Below are 25,142 nucleotides of genomic sequence, written 5' to 3'. Positions count from 1 at the left end.
GCAGGATGGGGGGTATGGAACGCTCGCGAATCGCGGTGGCCGGTGCGTCCGGTCTCATCGGTACGGCCCTGGTACGGTCCCTGACCGCCGACGGGCACGAAGTCACCCGCCTGGTACGGCACGCGCCCCGGACGAAGGACGAGGTCCGCTGGGACCCCGAACGGCGGACGATCGACGCGGCCGGGCTCGCGGGCTGCACCGCGGTGGTGAATCTGGCCGGGGCGGGGGTCGGCAGCCGGCGCTGGACGGACTCGTACAAGCGGACGATCCGCGACAGCCGTGTCCTGGGCACGGCGACACTCGCCGAGGCCGTCGCCTCGATGGACGAGCCGCCGCGGGTCTTCGTGAACGGCAGCGCGATGGGCTACTACGGGGAGACCGGCGACCGGACCGTGGACGAGGACTCCCCCGCGGGGGACGGTTTCCTGCCGTCGGTGTGCGTGGAGTGGGAGGAGGCCGCGGGCGCCGCCCGGGAAGCGGGCGTACGGACGGTCTTCGTGCGGACCGGGCTGGTGGTGGCGAGCGGCGGCGGCGCCTGGGGCAAGCTGTTCCCCCTGTTCAAGGCGGGCCTGGGCGGGCGGATGGGCGACGGTTCCCAGTACTGGTCGTTCATCGCGCTGCGGGACGAGGTGGCGGCGATCCGGCATCTCGTCGACACCGACGGACTGTCCGGACCGTTCAACCTGACGGCTCCGCAGCCGCTCACCAACCGGGAGATCACGGCGGCGATGGGGCGTGTGCTGCACCGGCCGACGCTCTTCACGGTGCCCGCGCCCGCTTTGAAACTGGCGCTGGGCGAGATGTCCGGGGACGTGCTCGGCAGCGCCCGGGTGCTGCCGAAGCGGCTGCTGGAGTCGGGGTTCACGTTCGCGTTCCCGGAGATCGACGACGCGATCCGGGCGGCGCAGGCCTGACCCCTTCTCCGCGCCCCTGACACACCTCCCGGATGACCGAGTGCGACCGTATGCGACCGCTGTGCGACCGTGCCCTGTTCATGCGCGACTTCCGCCTGCCCTGAGCCGCCCTACTCTCGATCCGAGCGATCCGAGAGGTCCGAAGTATCCGAACTCGCTTATCCCGTACGCCTGTTGGGGCAACGGTGCCCCGGCCGGCCGCGTCACCGCGATCAAGGGAGGGCACGTGCTTGAGCCCGCGTACCAGGCGGACGTCGTCATCGTGGGAGCCGGGGTCGCCGGACTCGCGGCGGCTCATCGGCTGACCAGCGCAGGAGTAACGACCGCGGTCCTGGAGGCCGCCCCTTACGTCGGCGGCCGGATGGCGACCGAGAAGGTCGACGGTTTCCGCCTCGACCGGATCGGGCAGCTGCTGTCCACGTCGTATCCCGAACTGCGGCTGACCGCCGGCCTCGACACTCTTGTCCTGCGCACCTTCGCACCCGGTGTCCTGGTGCACAGCGACGGACGACGGCATCGCGCGGGCGCTCCGCTGGGCGGAGGGGGCGCACGGGGCGCGCTCGGCACTGTGCGCGCCCTGGCGAGCGCCCCGAGGCCGGCGCGGACGGGCGGTTCCCCCCGGCTGACGGCATCGGCGGGGGCGCGCACCGGCGCACAGTTCGGCGGGGCGGTGGGTGGCGCGGTCGGCGGAGCGGTCGATCAGGCCCGGTTGGGTGCCGCGCTGAGCCGGCTCGCCGGGGTCCCCCTGCACCGGCTGCTGGCCCGCCCCGAGTTCCCGGCGGCCCAGGCCCTGGCCAACCGCGGCCTGCCCGCCCGTACGGTCGAGGGCTTTCTGCGTCCGCTGCTCGCCGCGCTGCTCTGCGACCCCGAGCTGTCCACGTCGAGCCGGTGCGCGGATCTGGCGCTGCGGGCGTTCGCGAGCGGCCGACTGTGTGTGCCGGAGGGCGGCGCGGAGACCCTGCCGGAGCTGCTGTCGCGGGCGCTGCCGCCCGGCACCGTGCACACCGGGGTGCGGGTCACGTCCATCGCCACGAACCTCGTGACCACCGCCGACCACGGCGAACTGCGCTGCCGGGCCGTCCTGGTGGCGACCGACGCGCGCACCGCCGCCGGTCTGCTGCCCGGTCTGCGCGTACCCGACTTCCACCCGGTGACCGTCGTCCACCACACGGCCGACGAGGCGCCCGCGACCGGCGCGTTCCTGCTGCTGGACGCGGACCGCGCGGGCCCGGTCGCGCACACGGCGGTGGTCAGCCGCGTGGACCCGTCCCGCTCCCCCGCCGGCCGCCCGTTGATCTCGTCGACGGTGCTGGGCGCTCCGCCGCAGGACGTGGACTCGGCGGTGCGCGCCCATCTGTCCCGCCTCTACGGCATGTCGACCACGCGCTGGGAGACGCTGGCCGTGCACCACACCGCCGAGGCGGTGCCCGCGATGCGCCCGCCGCACGACCTGCGCCGCCCGGTACGGCTGCTGGCGGGCCTGTACGTGTGCGGAGACCACCGGGACACGAGCACCGTCCAGGGCGCCCTGCACTCCGGGCACCGGGCCGCGGCCGCGGTCCTGACGGACCTGGGCGCGGGCCCGATGCACGTGGCGGAGCCACTGCGAACGTCAGCGGCAACCGCAGGGACAGCGGCAGCGGAGACCGCGGACGAAGAGGCGGCGGCCGCGTGAGTCAGCCGAGCGCGGCGACCTTGTCGCGGTACCCCCTGACCGGCGCCGCGTCCTTGTAGGGCTCCAGGCGCCGCTCGAAGTCCCGTACGTACTCGGTCGCCCGCACCGAGCGCATCTCCGCCGCCGCGCCGGCCGCCTCGGCACCCAGCAGGCAGGCCTGGTCGAGCTCGCCGAGGCCCAGCCGGGCCGAGGCGAGCACGACGCGGCAGAAGAGGCGGCTGCGGGCGAAGGCGGGAGCGCGCAGCTGGAGCGAGCGCTCCGCGTGCTGGACGGCGGCGCGGAACTGCTGGAGATCTCGGTGGCAGTGCCCGAACTCGTCGGCGAGCTGGGCCTCGTCGAAGAACCTCGCCCAGTGCGGGACCTCGTCGCCGGGCCGGGCCGCTTCGAGCGCCCGTTCGGCCCGGACCAGGGAGGCGGTGCAGGCCCTGACCTCGCCCAGCACCCCGTGGGCGCGCGCCTCGCACGCGTGCAGCAGCGACTGCACGACGGGCGGCGCGGTGGTACCGACACCCTGCTGGGCCACCCGCGCGAGCTGCACGGCCTCCCGCCCGTGCCCGAGGTAGACGGCCTGGCGGCTCATGGTGGCCAGTACGTACGAGCCGTACGCCCGGTCCCCGGCCGCCTGCGCGAGCCTGAGCGCCTGGACGAAGTAGCGCTGCGCGAGGCCGTGCGCGGCGATGTCGTACGACGTCCAGCCCGCGAGCCGGGTGAGGTCGGAGGCGGCGGCGAACAGGCGGCGGCCGGTCTGCTCGCCGTAGGTGCCGCGCAGCATGGGCTCGGTCTCGTGTTCCAGGTAGCGGACGAGTGCCTGGCGGGCGTGGCCTCCCCCGTAGGCGTCGTCGAGGGTGCGGAACAGCTCGCCGACCGAGCGGAGCGCGGAGATGTCGCCTCCGGTGACCTTCTGCCCGGGGCCGCGCTCGGCCTGCCCGCGCTGCCGGGGTACGCCGGACCGCCCCTGCACGGGCACCCGTACGACGGGCTGGTCGCCGCGCCCGACCCGGTCGTCGGGCCGCCCGATCAGCCAGTCCCGGCTGGGCACGACGAGCCCGGCCGGGGTGAAGGCGATCTTGCGCAGCTCGGCGTGGCTGCCGGAGTCCTTGCGCCACAGTCCGCTGACGATGTCGACGGCCTCCTCGGGGCTGGACGCGAACTCCAGCCCCGCGTAGACGGGCGCGCAGGCGTCGAGCCCGAGGTCCTGGGCGGTGAGGCGTCGCCCGAGGCGCCGGGTGAACACCTCGGCGATGAGGGCGGGGGTGGTGCCGCGGGGCTGCTGTCCGCGCAGCCAGCGGGTCACCGATGTCTTGTCGTATCTGAGATCAAGGCCGTGTTCGAGACCGAGCTGATCCACTCGGCGGGCCAGACCCGCGTTGGAGAATCCCGCTTCTGCGATGAGCGCGGCGAGCTGTCGATTGGGAGTGCGCTGCGCGGGTCGTTCCGTCATCTGCGGTGCGGTCTCCTGCCTTCGGGCCCTCTGATGTGCCCGGATTCCTGGTGAGCAGCCCTTTTTGGCCTCGTGAACGGCGCGAATGTAGCGGAGCGTAAGCGGCCGATAGCACATTCCGCCGTTCATTCATCCGATCGTGTGAGAATCGGGCGTCGGACTGACGGGGAACGGCCGGACGTACAGTGGTTCGGGCGCGTTACGCGCCTGACGCGCGGCTGCCGAGCAAGCCGCTGAAGGAGCCAGGGAGGCGCCACCGTGAGTGGTGAGTTGCGGTTCGTCCGGATGGGATTCGGCGCCGACGGCGTCGAGTACGTCGACTACCAGGCGGCCTGGGACGAGCAGCGCCGGGTGCACGCGGCCCGTTTCGCGGACGAGATCCCCGACACGTGCCTCCTCCTCGAACACCACCCGGTCTACACGGCCGGCCGGCGCACCGACCCGAGCGAGCGCCCCCTCGACGGCACACCGGTCATCGACGTGGACCGCGGCGGCAAGATCACCTGGCACGGCCCGGGCCAGCTGGTGGGCTACCCCATCCAGAAGCTGCCGCGTCCGGTGGATGTCGTGGCGCACGTACGGCGGCTGGAGGACGCGCTGATCCGCGCCTGTGCGGAGTTCGGGGTGGAGACGTCCCGGGTGGAGGGGCGCAGCGGGGTGTGGGTGCTGGGCGACCCGGTCGAGCAGCGGCCGGCGTCCGCGCTCGGCGGCCTCTCGCTGGATCTGGATCCCCGGCTGCACGACGACGAGTTCGACCCCCGGATGAACGGGCCCGAGTACGCGCCGTCCAACGCCGGGCAGCGGCGGGAGGACCGGAAGGTCGCGGCGATCGGGATCCGGGTGGCGAAGGGCGTCACCATGCACGGCTTCTCGCTGAACGTGAACCCGGACAACGTCTGGTTCGACCGGATCATCCCGTGCGGGATCCGGGACGCGGGGGTCACGTCGCTCGCGAACGAGCTGGGGCGGGATGTGACGGTGGGGGAGGTTCTGCCGGTGGTGGAGCGGCATCTCCGGGAGGTCATGGAGGGGGCGGAGCCGCGGGCTCGGGAGATCGAGCGGGCGTCGGCGTAGGGGTTTTCTTCGCCCCCGCCGCCCCTACCCGTCCCATCCGTTCCTGGGGGCTGCGCCCCCAGACCCCCCATCGGCCCTGAAGGGGCCTCGTCCTCAAACGCCGGACGGGCTGAATACGGGAATGGCATGCCGTTCCGCAGGGTTGGCCCCCATCAAGGGCCGCAACGTACGGGCGTACCCTTGTGTACGCCGAAGAATCGAAGCTAAAGGGAGCCATCGTGTCCGCAGTCGCACCCGACGGACGCAAGATGCTGCGCCTGGAGGTCCGGAACGCCCAGACCCCCATCGAGCGCAAGCCCGAGTGGATCAAGACCCGGGCGAAAATGGGTCCCGAGTACACGAAGATGCAGAACCTCGTGAAGAGCGAGGGCCTGCACACCGTCTGCCAGGAAGCCGGCTGTCCCAACATCTACGAGTGCTGGGAGGACCGCGAGGCCACCTTCCTCATCGGCGGTGACCAGTGCACCCGGCGCTGCGACTTCTGCCAGATCGACACCGGCAAGCCCGAGGCCCTCGACCGCGACGAGCCCCGTCGCGTCGGTGAGTCCGTGGTCACGATGGACCTCAACTACGCCACCATCACCGGCGTCGCCCGCGACGACCTGGAGGACGGCGGCGCCTGGCTGTACGCCGAGACCGTGCGCCAGATCCACCAGCAGACCGAGGCTCGGGCGGAGGGGCGTACCAAGGTCGAGCTGCTCGCGCCCGACTTCAACGCCGTACCGGAGCTGCTGGCCGAGGTCTTCTCCTCCCGGCCCGAGGTCTTCGCGCACAACGTCGAGACGGTCCCCCGCATCTTCAAGCGCATCCGCCCCGGCTTCCGCTACGACCGCTCGCTCAAGGTCATCACCGACGCCCGCGACTACGGTCTGGTCACGAAGTCGAACCTGATCCTCGGCATGGGCGAGACCCGCGAGGAGGTCAGTGAGGCGCTGCGCCAGCTGCACGAGGCCGGGTGCGAGCTGATCACCATCACGCAGTACCTGCGTCCGACCGTCCGGCACCACCCCGTCGAGCGCTGGGTCAAGCCGCACGAGTTCGTCGAGCTGAAGGAGGAGGCCGAGCAGATCGGCTTCTCCGGGGTCATGTCCGGCCCGCTGGTGCGTTCCTCGTACCGCGCCGGCCGCCTGTACCAGATGGCCGTCGAGAAGCGCGGCTCGTACATCGCCTCGCAGGCGGTCTGAGCCGCCCCGAGACCGGGTACGGCCGCTGACGTACCGTCACTCTCCCTGCCCAGCGGGGGTGTGACGGGGGTGCGGCAGACGTGTGAATTCGCGCACAAGCGACTACCCGCCAGTAACAGCTGATTCCGTGCGGTCCTGACCGTCCTCGCAGATGAGGGCACACGTCAGGGCCGCATCGGCGTTTTCACCTTCCGTATCAAGGCTTCACCGGTGTTTGACCGGCAAGTCACGCCCTGGTAACACCAATCAGTGACCCTGGTTTTACACGATGTGCACCCTTACCCAGAGCCGTCCCGAGGGGGGACCTCCATCATGCAGGCCGCGCCCGTTAGCGCCACGCCCATCCCGTCCTTCACCGACGCGCTGCGCGCCGTCGAGTCGTTGCTCATGGGCAACGGCCAGCGCATCGCCCGCCAGAACGCCTGGACCTCCGTCCTGGAGGACCGTCGCCGCGCCAAGGACCGGGTCGAGGCGCAGCGCGTCCTCGAACAGTCCGTGGCCGCCCACCTCTGACACCACTTCCCGGTTCCCCGGCGACACCGCCGTCGTCGGCGCTTCCGAGGCCACGTAGACTTCACGGCATGGCGAGGAAGGAACCCGCGGCGGACGCCGCGAACCCCGGGCGACTCAAGCAGATCGCTCTGACGTACAAAATGACCCGCAAGGCCGACAAGAAGATCGGTCTTGTACTCGCGGCTGTCGGAATCAGCACCCTCGGTGTCTTCCTCGCGATCGGCTTCCTGATCGGTCACCCGATCTATCTCGGCATTCTCGGCCTCCTGCTCGCCTTCCTCGCGACGGCGATCGTGTTCGGGCGCCGGGCCGAGCGGGCCGCCTTCGGGCAGATGGAGGGCCAGCCGGGTGCCGCTGCGGCCGTGCTGGACAACATCGGCCGAGGCTGGACGACGACTCCGGCGGTGGCGATGAACCGCAGCCAGGACGTGGTGCACCGCGCGGTCGGCAAGGCCGGCATCGTTCTGGTCGCCGAGGGCAACCCGAACCGGGTGAAGAGCCTGCTGGCCGCCGAGAAGCGGAAGATGTCCCGCATCGTCGCGGACGTGCCGGTGCACGACCTGCTGGTCGGCACGGGTGAGGGCCAGATCGAGCTGAAGAAGCTCCGCACGACCATGCTGAAGCTGCCGCGCGTGCTCGCCGGCCCCCAGGTGACCGCCACCAACGACCGGCTGCGGGCGATGGGCGACCTGATGAGCAACATGCCTCTGCCGAAGGGCCCGATGCCCAAGGGGATGCGCATGCCGCGCGGCGGCAAGACCCGCTGACGCGGACAGGCGAGCGACACCGCGCACCACGCCCGTACGACGGCTCGTACGACGATGGGGGCGCCCGGATCCACTCCGGGCGCCCCCATCGTCGTACGTCGTGACGGGCCGTACGAGGTGGTGCGAGGTGGCGCCGAGGTCAGATCCGTACTTCCACGGTGCGGGCCAGCCGGTCGTGCAGCCCTCGGCCGTCGCGGTCCCAGACCATGGCCGGAACGGCGACGCACAGCAGGGCCGTGCGGAGCAGCGCGCGCAGGGGGTTCACGCGGCCGGTGTCCAGGGCGACCACACGCAGGCCGAAGAGTCGCTTGCCCGGCGTGAAACCGACGGTTCCGACCGTCACGGCACCCATGACGAAGAAGATCAGCAGGGCCCAGTTGCCGGTCGCCTGGTTGTAGCCGTCGGTGAGCAGGCCGTATGCGATCAGGAGGCACATGCCCCAGTCGACGGCCAGGGCGCCGAGGCGGCGGCCCGGGCGGGCGATCGAGCCCGGCCCCTCCTCCGGCAGACCGAGTTGTTCGCCCCGGTAGCCGAAGTCGACACCGGCTTCCTCCGCGGCTGCGCGCGGTCCGGAGAGCCACGAGCCGATTGCGTCCCTGTTGTCCACCCGACCACCGTACTGCTCGCGTTTTTCGATACCTACAGGTGGGTCGCCCCGCCGGAGTCCGGTTAACTTGGTCGAAACAAATGGGTCATGCCTGAGAAATCACCTGTCCCTAAGGTCGGATCCAACGTGTGCCACCGCACTGGCCGCACGAACGAACTACCACCCCGGCACGGACGGCCGGGAGTAGGAGGAGCTGGATGTTCCAGAATGCCGACGACGCCAAGAAGTACATCGCGGACGAGGACGTCAAGTTCGTCGACGTCCGCTTCTGCGACCTGCCGGGTGTGATGCAGCACTTCACACTGCCGGCGTCGGCCTTCGACCCGGACGAGGAACTGGCCTTCGACGGCTCCTCGATCCGAGGCTTCCAGGCCATCCACGAGTCCGACATGGCGCTCCGCGCCGACCTGTCCACGGCACGGGTCGACCCGTTCCGCCGTGACAAGACGGTCAACATCAACTTCTTCATCCACGACCCGATCACGGGCGAGCAGTACTCCCGTGACCCGCGCAACGTGGCCAAGAAGGCCGAGGCCTACCTCGCGTCGACCGGTATCGCGGACACCGCGTACTTCGGTCCCGAGGCCGAGTTCTACGTCTTCGACAGCGTGCGCTTCGCCACCGGCGCGAACGAGTCCTTCTACCACATCGACTCCGAGGCCGGCGCCTGGAACACCGGTGCGGTCGAGAACAACCGTGGTTACAAGGTCCGCTACAAGGGCGGTTACTTCCCGACCCCGCCGGTCGACCACTTCGCCGACCTGCGTGCCGAGATCTCCCTGGAACTGGCCAACTCCGGCCTTCAGGTCGAGCGCCAGCACCACGAGGTGGGCACCGCCGGCCAGGCCGAGATCAACTACAAGTTCAACACGCTGCTCGCCGCGGCCGACGACCTCCAGCTCTTCAAGTACATCGTGAAGAACGTGGCCTGGCGCAACGGCAAGACCGCGACCTTCATGCCGAAGCCGATCTTCGGTGACAACGGCTCGGGCATGCACGTCCACCAGTCGCTGTGGACCGGCGGCCAGCCGCTCTTCTACGACGAGGCCGGTTACGCGGGCCTGTCGGACACCGCCCGCTACTACATCGGCGGCATCCTCAAGCACGCCCCGTCGCTGCTCGCCTTCACCAACCCGACGGTGAACTCGTACCACCGCCTGGTCCCGGGCTTCGAGGCGCCGATCAACATGGTGTACTCGCAGCGCAACCGCTCCGCGGCCATGCGTATCCCGATCACGGGCTCCAACCCGAAGGCCAAGCGCGTCGAGTTCCGTGCGCCCGACTCCTCCGGCAACCCGTACCTCGCCTTCTCCGCCCTGCTGCTGGCGGGCCTGGACGGCATCAAGAACAAGATCGAGCCGGCCGAGCCGATCGACAAGGACCTGTACGAGCTGGCTCCCGAGGAGCACGCGAGCGTGGCGCAGGTCCCGACCTCCCTCCCGGCGGTCCTCGACTCCCTCGAGCGCGACCACGAGTTCCTCCTCCAGGGCAACGTGTTCACGCCGGACCTGATCGAGACGTGGATCGACTTCAAGCGCACGAACGAGATCGCGCCGCTGCAGCTGCGTCCGCACCCGCACGAGTTCGAGCTGTATTTCGACGTGTGAGTCGGCCGGCGCCGCCAGGCGCCCGGTAGCCGTGCATGTACGTCAGCGCCCTCGCCCCGGTTTCTCCGGTGGCGGGGGCGCTGTCGTGTTCGGGCTCTGAGATTCGGGGTTCGGGGCGGGGTTCGGCCAGGGGGCCTGACAGGGCCGACGGGTGTTGTCAGAGGGGCCCGCTAGTCTGAAACAGACCTCGCAGGGGCATGCGGTCAGACCGGACACGAAGGGCGACGGGGGCATGACGGGTATGACGGGGAAGTCCGAACACGGCGACAGGGAGCGGGAGTTCGACCACCGCTGGGCAAGAGACGCCCCGCACAAGGAGCCTTCCGCCCGGGCCCGAATGCTCGCGGCCCGCTGGAAGGAGAACCCTCCGGAGCCGGTGCCGTTCCGGGCCGAACCCGTGGGGTCGGGGCCGCGCCGGTCGTCCTGGATATCGACGGCCGTGGTCCTCGGCTGCGTCGCCGCGGTCATCCTGCTGCTGGGGTACGCGCAGTTCCAGGCGCCGTACTAGTCACTGGTCGCTGGTCCTACTGGCTGTGCCGACGTGAGTTCCTGGCAGGCCGTAAATCGTGCGACCGATGGTCGGGCACCGGCCTACGATCACGCGATACGGCAGGCGGAACCAGGGGCGGGCGCGGGCATGGACGACGACAACAGAAGTGGCGGAGTGGCGGCGCAGCGGCTGGCCAGGGGGGCCGCACTGCCGGAGGTGCTCGACATCGGTGACCCGATGGCCTGGCTCTCGCTGGACGAGGGCACTCGGTACTGGTCCCACTGGCTCCGGCCGGGGCTGCTGCCTCCCCTCGGCGACGTCGACGGCCGTCGCGGTTGGCCCACCGCCCTCCCCGAGTCCCTGCTCGCGCTCGCGCTGTGCCACCGCGACGGGCGGGTGCGGGAGGCGGCTCTCGGTCAGGCGGCCGGGTGTCCGGCGGTGTGGCCGCTGGTCGTCGTCCGCACCGCCGACTGGGTGTCTGCCGTGCGGGAGCGCGCCCGGGAGGTGCTGCGGGCGGTTCTCCACGACGCGGACACGGCCGTCCGGCTCGCCCCGATGATCCTGCTCGGCGCCCGCCGAGGCCGAGGGGTCTTCGCCGTCGACCTGCTCGACGAGGTGCTGCGCCGGTCACCCCGCGAGCTCCTCGTACCGCTGTTCACCGATCCCGGCCGGAACGTACGCCGGTTCGCGTATCGCCTGGCCGTCGAGGAAAGGCGCCTGTCGCCGGCCGAACTCGCCCGCACCGCCGCCCGCGACCCCGATCCCGTCGTCCAGAACTTCTGCGCCGAGGCCGCCCTGGCCGTCGTACCGGAGGGCGAAGTCGACGGTGGTGTGCTCGACGCGCTGCTCGGTGCGCGCGGGCCGCAGGTGCGGTCCGCCGGGGTGACCGCGCTGCGGCGGGCGGGGCAGGCGGAGCGGGCCGAGGAGTTTCTCGCGGACCGGTCCGGGCTGGTGCGGGCCTGTGCGCGGTATGTCGTACGACAGTCGGGCGGCGATCCGACGGCCTGGTACCGGGACCGGTGTGCCCGCCCGGACGACCCGGCACTGCCTCCCGGGGCGGTCGCCGGGCTGGCGGAGTGCGGGGAACGGGCGGACGCGGAGCTGCTGTGGCCGCTGGTCGGTCATCCCGCCCCCGGGGTGCGGGCGCGGGCGGTGGCGGGGCTGCGGACGCTGGACGTGACGGACGTACGACGGCTGCGGGCGCTGCTCGACGACCCGGCGCCCGGTGTGACGCGGGAGGTGACATCGGCGTTGTTGCCGTTCGCCAGGTCGCTGGACACCGACGGGCTGGCGGAGCGCCTGGGAGACGGGTCGCCGCGGCACGTTCGGCTGGCCGCGTTCCGGCTGCTGGACGCGCATGGCGGGCTGGTGCGGCTGCGGGCGGCGGTCGCGCTGCTCGACGATCCTGACGTCCGGCTGCGGGGCCGGGCGGCGCACTCGGTGCGGGGCTGGTATCCGACGGCGGAGGTGCCGTGGGGATCGGCGGAGGTGCGTGAGCTGCTCGACCGGGGGCGGCACGAAATCGGCGAGTCCCACTGGCAGGGGCTGAGGTGGAAGGCCGGCATCACAGGCTGAGCTTTGCTGGGCCCAGGGCAGATCGCGACCGCTTCATGGGAAAGGCCGGGTGCACACTGGCAGTGGGGCGAGTGCCTGACTGGCGGGGTGGTGGTACGGATGCCGAACCGAATGCGGAGCGATCGACGACTGACCGTGCGGATGACGGTCACGCTGTTTCTGCTCGGACTGCTGTACGTGGCCTTTGTCGCCGCGTTGATCGTGTTGCTGAAGTCCTGGGTGCTGGTCGTGGTGGTCGCGGCGGGGTTCCTCGGCGCGCAGTACTGGTTCTCCGACCGGGTCGCCCTGTTCGCGATGCGCGGGCGGGTGGTGGAGCGGGAGGAGTATCCGCAGCTGCACGGGGTGATCGACCGGCTGTGCGCGGTGGCTGATCTGCCCAAGCCCGTGGTCGCCGTCTCCGACATGGATATGCCGAACGCGTTCGCGACCGGGCGGAACGCCGATCACGCCGTGGTGTGCGTGACCACCGGGTTGCTTCGGCGGCTGGAGCCCGAGGAACTGGAGGGCGTGCTCGCGCACGAGCTGTCCCATGTCGCGCACAAGGACGTCGCCGTGATCACCGTCGCGTCCTTTCTCGGCGTCATCGCCGGGCTCATCGTGCGGTTCGCGTTCTACTCGCAGCTGTTCGGCGGCGGCCGGCGGGACCAGAACACCGCCGTCGTCTTCGCTGCGGTGATGGGCGTCTCCGCGGCCGTGTACACGATCAGCTTCCTGCTGATCCGCGCCCTCTCCCGGTACCGGGAACTGGCCGCCGACCGCTCGGCGGCGCTGCTAACCGGGAAGCCCTCGGCACTTGCTTCCGCGCTCACCAAGGTCTCCGGCGACATCGCGCGGATCCCGTCGAAGGATCTGCGGACCGCGCAGGCCTTCAACGCCTTCTACTTCACGCCCGCCCTCGGCAAGGAGCCGGGCCTGGCACGGTTCTTCTCCACCCATCCCAGTCTGGAGCAGCGGCTCGACCAACTGGGGCGGATCTCCGGCGAGTTGGGCGAGGTGGCGACTCCCGGCGCGGGGAACTCGTGAGCTGAGGAGCACGTATGGGGTTGCTGGACATCCTGCTGGGGCGCACCAAGCCCGTCGCACCCGATCTCGACCGGCTCTTCGGGCTGCCGTCGGCCGCCGTCACCCTCCAGGCCGCGGTGGGCTTCACGCCCACGGGCCGGGGGTCGGTGTGCTTCGCCACGGTGGAGGGCGCCGCCTTCGACGACGTACGCAAGGAGGTGCAGGCCCTTCTCGACGCGGACGCCGAGCGGACCGGGCCGCCGGTCGAACTGGTCCGGGACGAGTACGGGTACTCGTGGCTGGTGTCGCGGCGCGGGCCGGAGGATCTCCCGGCGCTCGTCGGGGACCTGCACGCGGTCAACAGCGCGCTGGAGGCCAGTGGGTTCGGGCCGCAGTTGTTGTGTTCGGTGGTGGGGTTCGAGGATGTGGAGGGTGGAGGTGAAGGTCGGGGTCGAGGGGGCGGTGGTCGGCGGCTCGGGCTTGTCTATCTCTACAAGCGCGGCACCTTCTTTCCCTTCTCACCGCTGACCGGCGGGGACGGGCAACGGCGGGACAGCGCGCTGGAGTTGCAGGTGCGGGCCGCGCTCTCCGGTGATCTGCGGATCGAGCAGGACCTGAGTCGCTGGTTCCCGGTGTGGGGTGCCCCCGGTCTGTGAGACGGACCGACCGGAGACACGCCCCCTTCCCGACTGCTTACCGCCGGCCCCGGCTACCGGCCCTGGCGGCGGTTCCGCAGCGGGCGCTCGCGGCTGTAGCGGCGCTCCCACCTGGCCTGCTGGTCCCGGCGCTGACGGTAGGCGCGGTAGCTCGCGGGCGAGGAACCCGCGGCCGGGCCGCCGCCCCCGGACGAGGAGGCCGCCGTACCGCTCCCCGTGCGGCCGTAGCGGAAGTAGACGTAGACCAGGCCCGCGGCGGCGAGCCACAGGACGCTGTTCTTGAAGCCCATGATGATCAGGACGAAGATCGCGGAAATGATCAAGGTGCCCATGACGGGACTCCTTGTGAGTGGCGTGGGTGACTGAGCGGAGTTGTGCGTGCGTGACGGTGTGCACTGACCGGACGCTTGGGGTGGGCGTCCGTCCGCCGGTGCGTGCTTTGCGTGTCCAGCGTAGGGATGGCGGGGGAGCCCGCGCATCCGTATTTCGCCCGCCGGACGGGCTGAAAGTGCGCGCTGGTACGCCGGGTGCCCTGACACGAGTCGGGCACCCGGCGGTCGCTCAGCGGGAGTAGCGCATCAGCGCTCGCACCATGTGGCACGTCGTTTCCGACGGCGGGTGGACACCGATCAGATCCGCCGTGCTGCGGATCGTCTCGTTCCGGGCCTGGTTCGGCATGTGGACGCCGGAGTCGAGCAGGGCGATCGCGAGCCGCATCGCCTTGAGCCGGCGGTTGTGCGTGATGTACCACTCGCGGGGGCGGCCCGGCGGCAGCGGGCGCTTCTCCACGGGGGCGTACGGCAGGTCGAGCGGGACCCCCCTTTTGACGGTGGACCGGGTGGGCGACGGCTTGAGAGCGGCAGTGGGCACAGGCATCCTCCTGTCGCGGTCGGGGTGGCACCGGACCCCCCGGCGACACCCTCGAACACTGCTTCTATTCTACCGTGCGGCACTGACAAAAGGCCCTGGCCACAAGGCCTTTGGAAGGTCTCTGGCGTACCGTGAGCCCCATGGAAATCTGGATCAACCCGGCCTGCTCCAAGTGCCGCGGAGCGCTGTCGCTGCTCGATGCCGAGGGCGCCGAATACACCGTCCGCCGCTACCTGGAGGAGGTTCCCACCGAGGACGAGATCCGGGTCGTACTCGATCGGCTCGGCCTCGAACCCTGGGACATCACCCGGACCCAGGAAGCCGTCGCCAAGGAGTTGGGCGTGCGGGAGTGGGGCCGGGCGGAGGAGGACCGGGAGCGATGGGTCGCCGCTCTCGCCGCGCACCCGGGGCTCATCCAGCGGCCCATCATCACCGCCGACGACGGCAGCGCGGTCGTGGCCCGTACGGACGAGGCCGTAAGGGACGCGCTCTCCCGACGCCCGACATCGAAGTGACGTAGGTCACTTCAGCGGTTCCCGTGACCCCTGAGTGGCCTCGTTCGATATCTCGTACATAGCGACGTACGCTCCCCTATCCCTTCAGGAGGCGCGCATGTCGCGCAGGAGAACTGTCAGTACGAGGAAGAAGCTGGCGCTGTTCGTGAGTGCGGCCGCGGTGGCGGGTGGTGGTGCCTTCGCCATGGCGGCCACCTCCAACGCGGCGCAGACCGCCGCCGACTCGACCGTGTGCCAGGGGCTCGCCACCGCCCTCGGCAACAACCAGAAGTTCATCGCGGACCAACGGGCCAACCCCGACGCCCAGTCGACGGCCCGGATCGCGAACCGGGACGCGGTCGTCGCTCAGATCAAGGTGCAGCAGGAGGCGTCCGGGTGCGTGGTTGGGGAGTCGGCTCAGGACTCCCAGGCCGCGCAGCCCGTCACCCCGCCTGCCGACCAGCCCGCCCAGCCGGCCGACCAGCCCTCGTCGCCCGGCCAGAGCGCGTCGCCCGCGGCTCCGGACGTCCCCGGCACGCCCGCCGACGGGGAGCAGGTGTGTGCCGGGTCGACCGTCACCCTCTCCGGTGAGGGTGGCGAACCCGCCGCGTCCAGCAACCAGTTCCCCGCCGGGACCACGTTGCGTGTCACCAACCTGGACAACGACAGGTCCACGACGGTCAAGGTGACCTCGGTGTCGGGCAGTTGCGCTCTGCTCAACAACGCCGCCTTCGAGCAGGTCCGCGAGCCCGGCAAGTTCCTGATCCGCCGGGCGCTGATCGAGAAGGTGGGGTGACGTTCCAGCGCTGACACCTGCTCGGACAAGGGTCCTGTCGCTCCCGGCCAGGGGCGGCAGGACCCGCCGCGTTCCCTCCACGACGCCCTCCACACGTGAGACGCGACACAAGAACACCAGGTAACACGGGGTTCACATTCGAGCAATGATCGGGAAATCCCCTATTGACAGGCTCGCGGGCGACAAGAGCGGCGCCCCAGTGCCGCAGCGCCGCAGCACCCGCAAGTGCGCCTGTAGACCCACCCCGAAGGATGGTCCCGTGACCTTCAAGGCTGAGTACATCTGGATCGACGGCACCGAGCCGACGGCCAAGCTCCGCTCCAAGACCAAGATTCTGGCCGACGACGCCAAGGGCGCCGAGCTGCCGATCTGGGGCTTCGACGGGTCTTCCACGAACCAGGCCGAGGGGCACTCCTCGGACCGCGTGCTCAAGCCGGTCTCCTCCTACCCGGACCCGATCCGCGGCGGCGACGACATCCTCGTCATGTGCGAGGTCCTTGAGATCGACATGACGCCGCACGCGTCCAACACGCGTGCCCCGCTGGTCGAGGTCGCCACGAAGTTCGCCGCTCAGGAGCCGATCTTCGGCATCGAGCAGGAGTACACCTTCTTCGACGGTTCCCGTCCGCTCGGCTTCCCCGAGGGCGGCTACCCGGCCCCCCAGGGCGGCTACTACTGCGGTGTCGGCGCCGACGAGATCTTCGGTCGCGAGATCGTCGAGGCCCACCTGGAGAACTGTCTCAAGGCCGGTCTCGCCATCTCCGGCATCAACGCCGAGGTCATGCCGGGTCAGTGGGAGTTCCAGGTCGGCCCGGTCTCCCCGCTGGAGGTCTCCGACCAGCTGTGGATCGCCCGTTGGCTGCTCTACCGCACCGCCGAGGACTTCGGCATCTCCGCGACGCTGGACCCGAAGCCGGTGAAGGGCGACTGGAACGGCGCCGGTGCGCACACCAACTTCTCCACGAAGGCGATGCGCGAGGGCTACGACGCGATCATCACCGCGTGCGAGTCCCTCGGTGAGGGCTCCAAGCCGCTCGACCACGTCAAGCACTACGGCGCCGGCATCGACGACCGTCTCACCGGTCTGCACGAGACCGCCCCGTGGAACGAGTACTCGTACGGCGTCTCCAACCGTGGCGCCTCGGTCCGTATCCCGTGGCAGGTCGAGAAGGACGGCAAGGGTTACATCGAGGACCGCCGGCCGAACGCCAACGTCGACCCGTACCTCGTGACGCGGCTGATCGTCGACACCTGCTGCTCCGCCCTGGAGAAGGCCGGACAGGTCTGATCCCAGATAGTGAGAAGGGGTGTCCATCGTCAGGTGGACACCCCTTCTCTGCTCACCCCCTTCTCTGCTTCAATGGACCCATGGCCAGCTTCCAGAAGTGCATCGCGACAGGTCGCCACGACCTTGAGCCCTTCTGGCCTTCCCGCCAGCACCACGACTTCGACCGGGTGTGTTGTCGCGCGATGAACGCGTCGGCCCTCTAACACCAGCCGTACGGCCCCTCTGCAGCCGTACCTCTCGGTCTTCCGCCGACGCGCACGACGTACGTCCCCGACGAACTCCTCGCGCGAAAGAGCTGACCTCTCATGGCGACCACTCGTACTCTCTCCCCCCTGGCTCCCCTGTCCCCCCTCTCCCCCGGCGCCTCCGCACGGCACCGGCTGCGCGCCGTCGACCCGGACGAGGTGGTCGACGTCAGGGACTTCCTGCCGCCGGGTGCCACCTGGCTGCCCGCTCCCCCGCACACCCTTCCCACCCTGCCGGGCCAGCCGCCGATGATCGGCTACCTGGTGCTCGTACCTGCCGACCAGCAGCCGCCCGTACTGCCGTTCGCGCTCCCGGAACCGGAACTGCCGACCCCGGCCGGGTCCCCGGAGCGGGTCCAGGCCGACGGGGCCCGTCACCTCGTACGCGTGGACGACGTGCAGCGCACCGCCGAGGTCGACGGGCGCCCGCTGGATCTCACGTACCTGGAGTTCGAGCTGCTCGCCCATCTCGTCGCCCACCCGGGCCGGGTGCACACCCGTGACCAGCTGGTCACCACGGTGTGGGGCTACGGGCACGTGGGCGACGGCAGGACCGTCGACGTCCACATCGCCCGGCTGCGCCGCAAGCTCGGCGCGGAGCACCGGCAGGCGATCCAGACGGTACGGCGGGTCGGGTACAAGTACACGCCCCCGACCGCGCGCTGATCCGGATTTCCTCTTCGGGGGTGTCACTGGCACCACCCCCCGGTACGGGTGTTCGAGCCCGTGACCTGGTGGGGCGTCCTCGGCGAGACTGACCGTATGGACGACGTCATCAGCGCGCGGGTACGAGGTCGGGCACAGGTTCGGGCACAGGTTCGGGCACGTGTTCGTGTTCGGGTTCGTGCCGTCGTGGTCGCCGGGTTGCGGTCGCTGTGGCTCGCCGTCGCCTCGCTCGCGGGGTCGACGCTGCTGTTCGTGCTCTCCCTCGTCTCCCTCCTGCTCGTGCCCGCCCTGGGGATCGGCCTCCTCACCACTCCCCGGGTGGTCACCTGGGTGCGGGCGTGGGCCGACTGGCGGCGGCGCACGGCCGCGCACTGGGGCGGGGTGCGGATCCCGCCCCGGTACCGGGTGCCGCCGGTGGACGCGGGACGGTGGGCGCGGGCCCTCTGGGTGCTGCGGGACCCGGCGACCTGGCGGGAGTTCGCGTGGCTGCCCCTCGACGCGGTGCTCGGGTTCGTCACGGCGCTGGTGCCGGCCGCACTGCTCCTGTACCCCTTCGAGGGGTTCGCGCTGGCTTTCGGACTGTGGCGGGTGTTCACGGACGGGACGTACGTCGGCTGGTGGTACGGCTTCGTGCCGGTCGGCGGGCAGGGCAGCGCGCTCGCCGCCGGCGCCCTCGGGGCCGTACTCCTCGTCGCCTCCTACTTTCTGACGCCCGCCCTCCTGCGGCTCCACTTCCTGCTCACCGGGGCCCTGCTCGGCGTCGGGCGCCGCGAACTCGCCGAGCGGGTAAGGGTGTTGACCGAGACCCGACGGGACGCCGTCGACACCTCGGCCGCCGAGCTGCGGCGGATCGAGCGGGACCTGCACGACGGTGCGCAGGCGCGCCTGGTCGCCGTGGGGATGGATCTGGGGACCGCCGAGGCACTCATGGAGAAGAACCCGGAGAAGGCGCGGGAGCTGCTCGCGCGGGCCCGGCGGTCCTCCGCCGACGCGCTCGCCGAGCTGCGCGACCTGGTGCACGGCATCCATCCGCCGGTGCTGGCCGAGCGTGGACTGGGCGACGCGGTACGGGCGTTGGCGTTGCGGCTGCCCGTCGACACCGAGGTGACGGTCGACGTGGCCGGTGGCCGGGCGCAGGCGCCGGTGGAGTCGGCGGCGTACTTCGCGGTGAGCGAGGTGCTGACCAACGCCGTCAAGCACTCCGGCGCCGATCACGTGCGGGTCGAGGTGCGGTACGCGGACGGCTCGTTGCGGATCGCCGTCACCGACGACGGGCGGGGCGGGGCGCGGGCCGGGGGCGGGTCGGGGCTGGCCGGGGTGGAGCGGCGGCTCGGTACATTCGACGGCGTCCTGGCCGTCAGCAGTCCCGTTGGCGGTCCCACCGTGGTGACCATGGAGCTTCCTTGCGAGTTGTCCTAGCCGAAGACCTGTTCCTGCTGCGTGACGGGCTGGTCCGGCTGCTGGAGGCGTACGACTTCGAGATCGCCGCGGCGGTGGAGAGCGGCCCCGAGCTGGACCGCGCGCTCGCCGAGCTGGCACCGGACGTCGCCGTGGTCGACGTACGGCTGCCGCCGACGCACACCGACGAGGGGCTGCAGTGCGCGCTGCGGGCCCGCCGGGCGCGGCCGGGGCTGCCGGTGCTGGTGCTGTCGCAGCACGTGGAGCGGCTGTACGCGCGGGAGTTGCTGGCCGACGGGGACGGCGGGGTCGGCTATCTGCTCAAGGACCGGGTGTTCGACGCGGAGCAGTTCGTGGACGCCGTACGACGGGTCGCGGCGGGCGGTACCGCCATGGACCCGCAGGTGATCCAGCAGCTGCTGCTGGCGCGTGCCGGGGACGGCCGGCCGCTGGGGCGGCTGACGCCCCGGGAGCTGGAGGTGCTGGATCTCATGGCTCAGGGACGTTCGAACGCGGCGATCGCCGGGCATCTGGTTGTCACGGAGCGGGCGATCGCCAAACACACGTCCAACATCTTCGCCAAACTCGGACTCGAGGTGTCGGACGATGACAACCGCCGTGTTCTGGCGGTACTCACCTATCTCGACCAGGGGCGCTGAAAGTACGCCAAAGTCGACGATATCCGGTGCCCGGCCGAACACTTGCCGTAAGAGATCCGCAACTCCCGGTATACCCGGTGGAGTTGGGGTCGAATTGTCCTACGAATCTCTCATCAATTTCTGAGGCGGCTGAACACTCCTGAGGTCCTCCTCGTAATGGATGGCGCCGCTTCACTCCTGTCGGGCGCCTCGATAGCCCCGCAAGGAAGTCAGAGGAGTTCCATGGGACGCAATGCACGTAAACGACGCTCACCACTGGCCGTTCGCGCCGTGGCCGCATCCGCGGCCCTCGCGATCGGCGGTGGTGGACTTGTCTGGGCGAATTTCTACGCCTCCGCACATGAGGAGAACGGCGCCCAGAACCAGACCAAGGCCGCTGCCGTACAGATCGCCACGATCGACTGCCCCGACGTCGGTCAGAAGCTCGCCAACGTCCCGAGCGGCGCTCGCGCCGGCGTGGACAAGGAGCTCGCGAATCTGGACAACCAGATCACCGAGGCCTACGCACGCCTCGCCTCCACTCGGCAGGCGCAGGCCGGCGACGCCAGCTTCGTACAGAACGCGATCATCGGTCCGCTGAAGGACAAGCGGTTCGCGGCGATCGACCGGATCCGCATCAACATCAAGCGGGCCGGTGGTTCCGGAGCCGACAACCTGGGGCAGTTCGCCCAGTGCACCGGTGTCGCGGCCGCCCAGCAGACCAACGCCGGGCAGGCCAACAACGGCAACCAGGGCAACGGCCAGAACAACAACGGTCAGGGCCAGAACAACGGCCAGGGCAACGCCGGTCAGGGCCAGAACAACAATGGCCAGGGCCAGAACAACGGCCAGGGCCAGAACAACAACGGCCAGGGCAACGCCGGTCAGGGCCAGGGTCAGGGTCAGGGTCAGGGCAACGCCGGGAACGCGGCCGGCGGCGGCCAGGGCGGCAACGGTCCGGTGGCCGCGGACTTCGTGGACATCACCAAGGTGCAGGGCAACGCCCAGCTGGGTGTGGGCGCCAACGGGCTCCCCGCCAACGGCAACAGCGGCTCGCGCGGCTCCTTCACCACCAAGTGCGGCACCAACGGGAACGACAACCACAACACGGACAACGTGATCGTGGCCCCGGGCGTCAGCAACGGTGCGCACCACCTGCACGACTACGTCGGCAACCAGAGCAACGACGCGTTCGCGAGTGACCAGGAACTGGCGGCGGCACAGACCAGCTGCCAGAACCAGGGTGACAAGTCGTCGTACTTCTGGCCGGTGCTGCGCCTGCAGAACGGTACGCAGGACTTCGACCAGAACAACGACGGTGGTGGCAAGGAAGGCAACGTCGGCCAGATCCTGCAGGCCTCCCAGGCGCAGATCAAGTTCGTCGGCAACAAGAAGGGCAACGTCGTCGCGATGCCGACCGCCCTGCGCATCATCACCGGTGACGCCAAGGCCTTCGTCAACGGCAACGCGAACGCCAACGTCAACTGGAGCTGCACCGGCTTCGAGAACAAGGTGCAGCTGAAGGACAAGTACCCGATCTGCCCGCAGGGCAGCGCCGTGGTCCGTACGACCGACTTCCAGAGCTGCTGGGACGGCCAGAACATCGACAGTGCGAACCACCGCACTCACGTGTCCTTCGTCCAGGCCGACGGCACCTGCGCCAACGGCTTCAAGGCGATCCCCCAGCTCCAGGTCCGTCTGGTCTACAACGTCCCGGCGCCGAAGCTGCAGAACGGCACTGTGGTGAACCCTTACGCGGTGGACTCCTTCCCGGAGAACCTGCACAAGCCGATCACCGACCACAACGACTTCATCAACTTCTTCTCCGTGAACACGATGAACAAGATGGTCAACTGCATCAACACCGGCAAGAAGTGCCAGTAGATCCACCAGTGGTCCACCGACGGTGGACCACCTGAGAAGGCCGGTGGCGGGTTCTCCCGCCACCGGCCTTCTTGTCGTTCGGATCGTTCGGATCGTTCGGAGACATAAACGCGGCGGCCCGAGTGTTTCCACTCGGGCCGCCGCGTTCGTGCTTCCGGTCTCAGCCTTCGTGGCCGGCCGAGTGGGTCGCGTCGGCGCCGGTGTGCGCGGTGTGGTCGGCGCCCACCTCGGTGGTCCCGCCGAGCTTGCCCTGCAGCTTCGCGATCACCTTCTTGTCGCCGACCGCGGTCCACTTGCGGCCCAGGAGGTAGAAGCCGCCGTAGTCCTTGGCCCCGTTGATCCACTCGCGCTGGCCGCGGTCGGTGGCGTAGGTCAGGAGGAGGAACTTGCCATAGGTGGTGGTCTTGCAGGCGGCCTGGCGGAGCTCGTCCGCGTCGATCTGCATGATCGGCTTGCAGCCCGCCTCGCTCGCGATGTGCTCCAGGCTGCCGGTCGCGGCCACCGGAGTTGCGTCGATCGTGGCCGCCCGGTCGCCCGCGCCGCCCGAGCAGCCGGCCAGGGCCAGCGCCGCCACGGCTGTGACCGCGGCGGTCGCGAGCTTCGGTCGCGTCACCATCATCTGTTCTTCCTCCGGTCCGTTCGGCGCCGACAATACTCTCGGCCCATGCCGCGGGGAGGCCCCGTCGAAGAGCCCTCACCCTCGATACGGCTACGGGGCACCAACCACTCAATCAGGGAACGTGTGTGCGAGAGTGGGCAAGTGAACGCAGACTGGGAAGAGCGTGTGGTCGCCGCCTGGGCGACCTTCGACGACTACGACGAGGACCACGGGGCCGACTTCCGCGCGGTGATCGACGCCCTCGTGGCGGAACTGCCCGCCGGCAGCCCCCTGGGCCCGTTCGAACAGGCCAGCGCCTGGGACTCCACGGGCCACTCCGACCGGGCGGAGCCGCTCTACCTGGAGGCGCTCGCCCTCGGGCTCAGTGAACAGAGCGGATACAAGGGCCGGCGTGCCAAGATCCAGCTGTCGAGTTCGCTGCGCAACCTCGGCCGGGCCGAGGAGGGCGTCAAGCTCCTCACCCCCGAACTGGACGCCCCCTCGGACGAGTTGGACGACGCCGTACGAGCGTGTCTGGCGCTGTGCCTGTCCAGCCTCGGCCGTGACCGTGAGGGCCTCTCGCTGGCCCTCGGCGCCCTCGCTCCTCATCTGCCGCGCTATCAGCGGTCGATGGCGAACTACGCCCGCCTGCTGACCGAGCCCGCCGGGTAACTCCCGGAGGGCCAGGTGACCATCCCGCGATTCGCTCGTTCTGCTGAACGTGCAGTCACAGGATGTCGCCTTCAGCCCCGCCACCGGTAACAGCGCCAAGGGCCGCCCCGTCGTCGACGTGGAGCAGGCCGAGGCCGCGCTCGTCGAGCACTATCCCCGGCTCGTCCGGCTCGCCTACCTGGTGCTGCCGCCGAGCCTCGGGCGGAGTCGGCGTGTCCTGACGGCGCACGCTCTCACCCAGCGTGCGCTGCCCAGGGGACGCACGGCCACCGCCACCGTCCCGGCCCAGCCGAAGGGCCGCTCGGGCGACCCCGGTTACGCGCTCGTCCGCCTCCAGGTGCTGCGTACGGCGCTCGCGGCGGGGCAGCCGTGGCGCGGGCGTTCACTGCCGAAGCGGTCGCAGTTGCCGCCGCTGCTCCCCCAGGTCTGGGGCCTGCGGCTCTTCCCGCGTTCCGGCGGCGCCGACGAACTCGCCCTGGACCAGCGGCTGTCGGCGCTCTCCGGTCCGGCCCGGGCCGCGTACGTCCTGCGCGGTCTGGAGAAGCTCCCGGACGCCGACGTACGCACCGCCCTGGAGGCCGCCGGGGTCGACCGGCCGATCGACGCACTCCGCGAGGCGGACGAGGTTCCGGCGCGGTACGCGCTTCTCGACTCCGCCGAGTTCGACCCGTGTTCGCTGCAGGCGCGTCCGACCGACCTGATGCGGCGCAGGCAGCACCTGAAAGCCGCGCTCGCCGCCGCCGCGGCCGTCGCGGTGTGCGGCGCGCTGCTCGGACTGCCCGGTGACGGCTGGGCCCCGAACGGTGCGGCCGCCCCCGCCTACGCGCAGAACCCGGCCGCCGAAGCCGCCCTGGACCCGGCCCGGTTGACGCTGGTGGCCCCGGCCGTCTGGAAGTCCTCCGCGCGCACCGACTTCTCCGTCTGGCCCGCGCGCGGCGACCTCGTCGACGACAGCGCCCTGCTGCGGCGCGCCCTCGCCGTCTGGGCCCGTCCCGGCGAGAAGGTCCATGTCTCGGCCACCCCGGGCACTCCCTCCGGCGGCCCGGCCGGCCCGCCCCAGCTCCTGTACGCGGGCACTGTCGACGCGGCCCACGTGGTGATCCTGTACGACGGTCTGCGCATCGCCCGGTACGCCGAACCGAAGGACGGCACGAGCGGCGCCGCCCTGGACTTCGCCCGCGTCGACGGCGCGACCGGCGCCGAGGCCGACGCGGTGGTGCTCGACCGGGCCGACGGCAACGTCCGCTATCTGACGGCTCCCTGGGTGCTCAGGGCTCAGATGCGGGACCTGCGCGAACCGGCGGCGACACCGATCGACCTGGGGCTGACCGACGGGGTGAGCGGGCCGCTGGCCAGCCCGGTCGCGCAGCGCGGCGCCTGCCAGTCCTGGAACACGCTGGAGGTGACCGACGCCGGTGGGGCCCGACTGCTGAGCGACCTCGGCGAACTCGTGCCGGCCCACCTCACCACGGGCCCCCCGGCGACGCCCCGCGAGGCGTCGGCCCCGGCGGCGCTGGCGACGTGGTCGCCCTTCGCCTGTTCCCTCGCCGCGATGCACTCCCAGGGCGTGCGCTCCGTGAACGCCTGGCAGTACGCGAAGCAGCCGCTGCCCGACGCGAGCGGCGCCGCCGACTGGGTCTGCACCCGCGCCGAGACCTGGCGGGGTGACGGCGCCCAGGTCATGGCCCAGTTCCACACGCCGGGCGGGCAGTTCGGGGCGATCGCGGCGAAGTCCGGGAGCAGCCCGGCGTGCGGTCCCCGCGACCCGAACGTGCTCGCCGGTGTGCTGTGGAAGTCGGGGGCGGGCGAGTGGTACATGCTTGCCGCCGGCTCGCGGAACACGGCGTCGATCACGGCGACGGGCGGGGTGAACTCGTCGGTGCGGGGTGCCATGCTGGCGGCCAGGACCGAGCAGGGGGCTCAGGCGGGGCTGAAGGGCACGCTGAAGGACGGCCGACAGATCGGCGGCCTGCGGTAGCGCCCATAGGGGCGCGGGGAACCGCGCGACAAGCCCCCACCCGCCCGCAGACAACCGCATACCCTGCGGAGCACCTAGCTGACATTCGCGTCAACAAGTCGGTGCCCGAG

Annotated in this window: 25 protein-coding genes; 20 read left to right on the top strand and 5 right to left on the bottom strand. The window is 70.7% G+C overall.

The window, feature by feature from the left end; translation table 11 throughout:
* Positions 1-14 precede the first annotated feature (14 nt).
* Both PV734_RS41575 and PV734_RS41570 read left to right on the top strand, forming a co-directional pair.
* Positions 15-914, top strand: coding sequence for a TIGR01777 family oxidoreductase (locus PV734_RS41575; RefSeq protein ID WP_319096412.1), 900 nt, complete (start codon positions 15-17; stop codon positions 912-914).
* 226 nt (positions 915-1,140) lie between these two features.
* Positions 1,141-2,589, top strand: a complete 1,449-nt coding sequence (locus PV734_RS41570; RefSeq protein ID WP_319096411.1) for an NAD(P)/FAD-dependent oxidoreductase — start codon at positions 1,141-1,143, stop codon at positions 2,587-2,589.
* 1 nt (position 2,590) lies between these two features.
* Here the strand turns inward: PV734_RS41570 and PV734_RS41565 are convergent, their stop codons facing one another.
* A complete protein-coding gene (locus tag PV734_RS41565; protein ID WP_319096409.1) occupies positions 2,591-4,030 on the bottom strand; it encodes a regulator in 1,440 nt (479 codons plus the stop codon).
* Between the two features lie 285 nt (positions 4,031-4,315).
* Between PV734_RS41565 and lipB the strand changes: the two genes are divergently transcribed.
* The 4 genes from lipB (at position 4,316) to PV734_RS41545 (ending at position 7,568) form a co-directional block, all read left to right on the top strand.
* Entirely contained in the window at positions 4,316-5,104 is a 789-nt protein-coding gene (gene lipB, locus PV734_RS41560) for a lipoyl(octanoyl) transferase LipB (RefSeq protein WP_319294611.1), read from the top strand.
* Between the two features lie 218 nt (positions 5,105-5,322).
* On the top strand, positions 5,323-6,288 hold the full coding sequence (gene lipA, locus PV734_RS41555) for a lipoyl synthase (protein WP_319294597.1): 966 nt from the start codon (positions 5,323-5,325) through the stop codon (positions 6,286-6,288).
* A 312-nt stretch (positions 6,289-6,600) separates the two neighbouring features.
* Positions 6,601-6,801 (top strand): hypothetical protein, encoded by a 201-nt coding sequence (locus PV734_RS41550; protein ID WP_319096406.1) that lies wholly within the window; start codon positions 6,601-6,603, stop codon positions 6,799-6,801.
* Between the two features lie 68 nt (positions 6,802-6,869).
* A complete protein-coding gene (locus PV734_RS41545) occupies positions 6,870-7,568 on the top strand; it encodes a DUF4191 domain-containing protein (RefSeq protein WP_319294595.1) in 699 nt (232 codons plus the stop codon).
* Between the two features lie 139 nt (positions 7,569-7,707).
* Here PV734_RS41545 and PV734_RS41540 read toward each other — a convergent pair whose 3' ends face one another.
* Positions 7,708-8,175 carry an RDD family protein gene (locus tag PV734_RS41540; RefSeq protein WP_319096404.1) on the bottom strand — a complete coding sequence of 156 codons (468 nt, stop codon included), beginning with the start codon at positions 8,173-8,175 and terminating at the stop codon, positions 7,708-7,710.
* Positions 8,176-8,372: 197 nt separating this feature from the next.
* On the opposite strand from PV734_RS41540, the gene glnA reads away from it, so the two are divergent.
* The 5 genes from glnA to pspAB all read left to right on the top strand — a co-directional run bounded on the left by glnA (position 8,373) and on the right by pspAB (position 13,505).
* The gene (glnA, locus tag PV734_RS41535) at positions 8,373-9,782 is read left to right on the top strand and encodes a type I glutamate--ammonia ligase (RefSeq protein ID WP_319096403.1); all 1,410 of its coding nucleotides are present in this window, start codon (positions 8,373-8,375) and stop codon (positions 9,780-9,782) included.
* Positions 9,783-10,023: 241 nt separating this feature from the next.
* The gene (locus tag PV734_RS41530) at positions 10,024-10,290 is read left to right on the top strand and encodes a hypothetical protein (RefSeq protein ID WP_319096402.1); all 267 of its coding nucleotides are present in this window, start codon (positions 10,024-10,026) and stop codon (positions 10,288-10,290) included.
* 129 nt (positions 10,291-10,419) lie between these two features.
* The gene (locus PV734_RS41525) at positions 10,420-11,847 is read left to right on the top strand and encodes a hypothetical protein (protein ID WP_319294592.1); all 1,428 of its coding nucleotides are present in this window, start codon (positions 10,420-10,422) and stop codon (positions 11,845-11,847) included.
* A 99-nt stretch (positions 11,848-11,946) separates the two neighbouring features.
* The gene (gene htpX, locus PV734_RS41520) at positions 11,947-12,870 is read left to right on the top strand and encodes a zinc metalloprotease HtpX (protein WP_319096399.1); all 924 of its coding nucleotides are present in this window, start codon (positions 11,947-11,949) and stop codon (positions 12,868-12,870) included.
* A 14-nt stretch (positions 12,871-12,884) separates the two neighbouring features.
* A complete protein-coding gene (gene pspAB, locus PV734_RS41515; RefSeq protein ID WP_319294590.1) occupies positions 12,885-13,505 on the top strand; it encodes a PspA-associated protein PspAB in 621 nt (206 codons plus the stop codon).
* A 53-nt stretch (positions 13,506-13,558) separates the two neighbouring features.
* On the opposite strand, the gene PV734_RS41510 is transcribed toward pspAB, so the two are convergent.
* Together PV734_RS41510 and PV734_RS41505 are read right to left on the bottom strand one after the other, a co-directional pair.
* Positions 13,559-13,837 carry a hypothetical protein gene (locus tag PV734_RS41510; RefSeq protein WP_319096397.1) on the bottom strand — a complete coding sequence of 93 codons (279 nt, stop codon included), beginning with the start codon at positions 13,835-13,837 and terminating at the stop codon, positions 13,559-13,561.
* A 229-nt stretch (positions 13,838-14,066) separates the two neighbouring features.
* Positions 14,067-14,375 carry a hypothetical protein gene (locus PV734_RS41505; protein ID WP_319096396.1) on the bottom strand — a complete coding sequence of 103 codons (309 nt, stop codon included), beginning with the start codon at positions 14,373-14,375 and terminating at the stop codon, positions 14,067-14,069.
* A gap of 140 nt (positions 14,376-14,515) precedes the next feature.
* Between PV734_RS41505 and PV734_RS41500 the strand changes: the two genes are divergently transcribed.
* The 7 genes from PV734_RS41500 (at position 14,516) to PV734_RS41470 (ending at position 21,784) form a co-directional block, all read left to right on the top strand.
* Complete coding sequence (locus PV734_RS41500; protein ID WP_319096394.1) at positions 14,516-14,890, top strand: arsenate reductase family protein; 375 nt, start codon at positions 14,516-14,518, stop codon at positions 14,888-14,890.
* Between the two features lie 97 nt (positions 14,891-14,987).
* Positions 14,988-15,665, top strand: coding sequence for a hypothetical protein (locus PV734_RS41495; RefSeq protein ID WP_319096393.1), 678 nt, complete (start codon positions 14,988-14,990; stop codon positions 15,663-15,665).
* Between the two features lie 259 nt (positions 15,666-15,924).
* Positions 15,925-16,953, top strand: coding sequence for a glutamine synthetase (gene glnII, locus PV734_RS41490; protein WP_319096392.1), 1,029 nt, complete (start codon positions 15,925-15,927; stop codon positions 16,951-16,953).
* A gap of 305 nt (positions 16,954-17,258) precedes the next feature.
* A complete protein-coding gene (locus PV734_RS41485; protein ID WP_319294588.1) occupies positions 17,259-17,864 on the top strand; it encodes a winged helix-turn-helix domain-containing protein in 606 nt (201 codons plus the stop codon).
* A 48-nt stretch (positions 17,865-17,912) separates the two neighbouring features.
* Positions 17,913-19,283 (top strand): sensor histidine kinase, encoded by a 1,371-nt coding sequence (locus PV734_RS41480; protein WP_319294586.1) that lies wholly within the window; start codon positions 17,913-17,915, stop codon positions 19,281-19,283.
* Positions 19,268-19,921 (top strand): response regulator transcription factor, encoded by a 654-nt coding sequence (locus tag PV734_RS41475; protein WP_319096390.1) that lies wholly within the window; start codon positions 19,268-19,270, stop codon positions 19,919-19,921. Before PV734_RS41480 ends, PV734_RS41475 begins: the two co-directional genes overlap by 16 nt.
* A 222-nt stretch (positions 19,922-20,143) precedes the next feature.
* Positions 20,144-21,784 carry a DUF1996 domain-containing protein gene (locus PV734_RS41470; protein WP_319294584.1) on the top strand — a complete coding sequence of 547 codons (1,641 nt, stop codon included), beginning with the start codon at positions 20,144-20,146 and terminating at the stop codon, positions 21,782-21,784.
* Positions 21,785-21,944: 160 nt separating this feature from the next.
* On the opposite strand, the gene PV734_RS41465 is transcribed toward PV734_RS41470, so the two are convergent.
* Positions 21,945-22,403, bottom strand: a complete 459-nt coding sequence (locus PV734_RS41465; protein WP_319096388.1) for a hypothetical protein — start codon at positions 22,401-22,403, stop codon at positions 21,945-21,947.
* A gap of 141 nt (positions 22,404-22,544) precedes the next feature.
* On the opposite strand from PV734_RS41465, the gene PV734_RS41460 reads away from it, so the two are divergent.
* Positions 22,545-23,054 (top strand): tetratricopeptide repeat protein, encoded by a 510-nt coding sequence (locus PV734_RS41460; protein ID WP_319096387.1) that lies wholly within the window; start codon positions 22,545-22,547, stop codon positions 23,052-23,054.
* A gap of 49 nt (positions 23,055-23,103) precedes the next feature.
* Positions 23,104-25,032, top strand: a complete 1,929-nt coding sequence (locus PV734_RS41455) for a hypothetical protein (protein WP_319096386.1) — start codon at positions 23,104-23,106, stop codon at positions 25,030-25,032.
* Positions 25,033-25,142 lie beyond the last annotated feature (110 nt).

It is taken from the genome of Streptomyces sp. AK08-02 (genome assembly GCF_033795085.1).
Lineage (GTDB): Bacteria > Actinomycetota > Actinomycetes > Streptomycetales > Streptomycetaceae > Streptomyces > Streptomyces echiniscabiei.
Note: the sequence above shows the minus strand (reverse complement) of the source record. Positions and strands in the feature narration are given on the sequence as shown.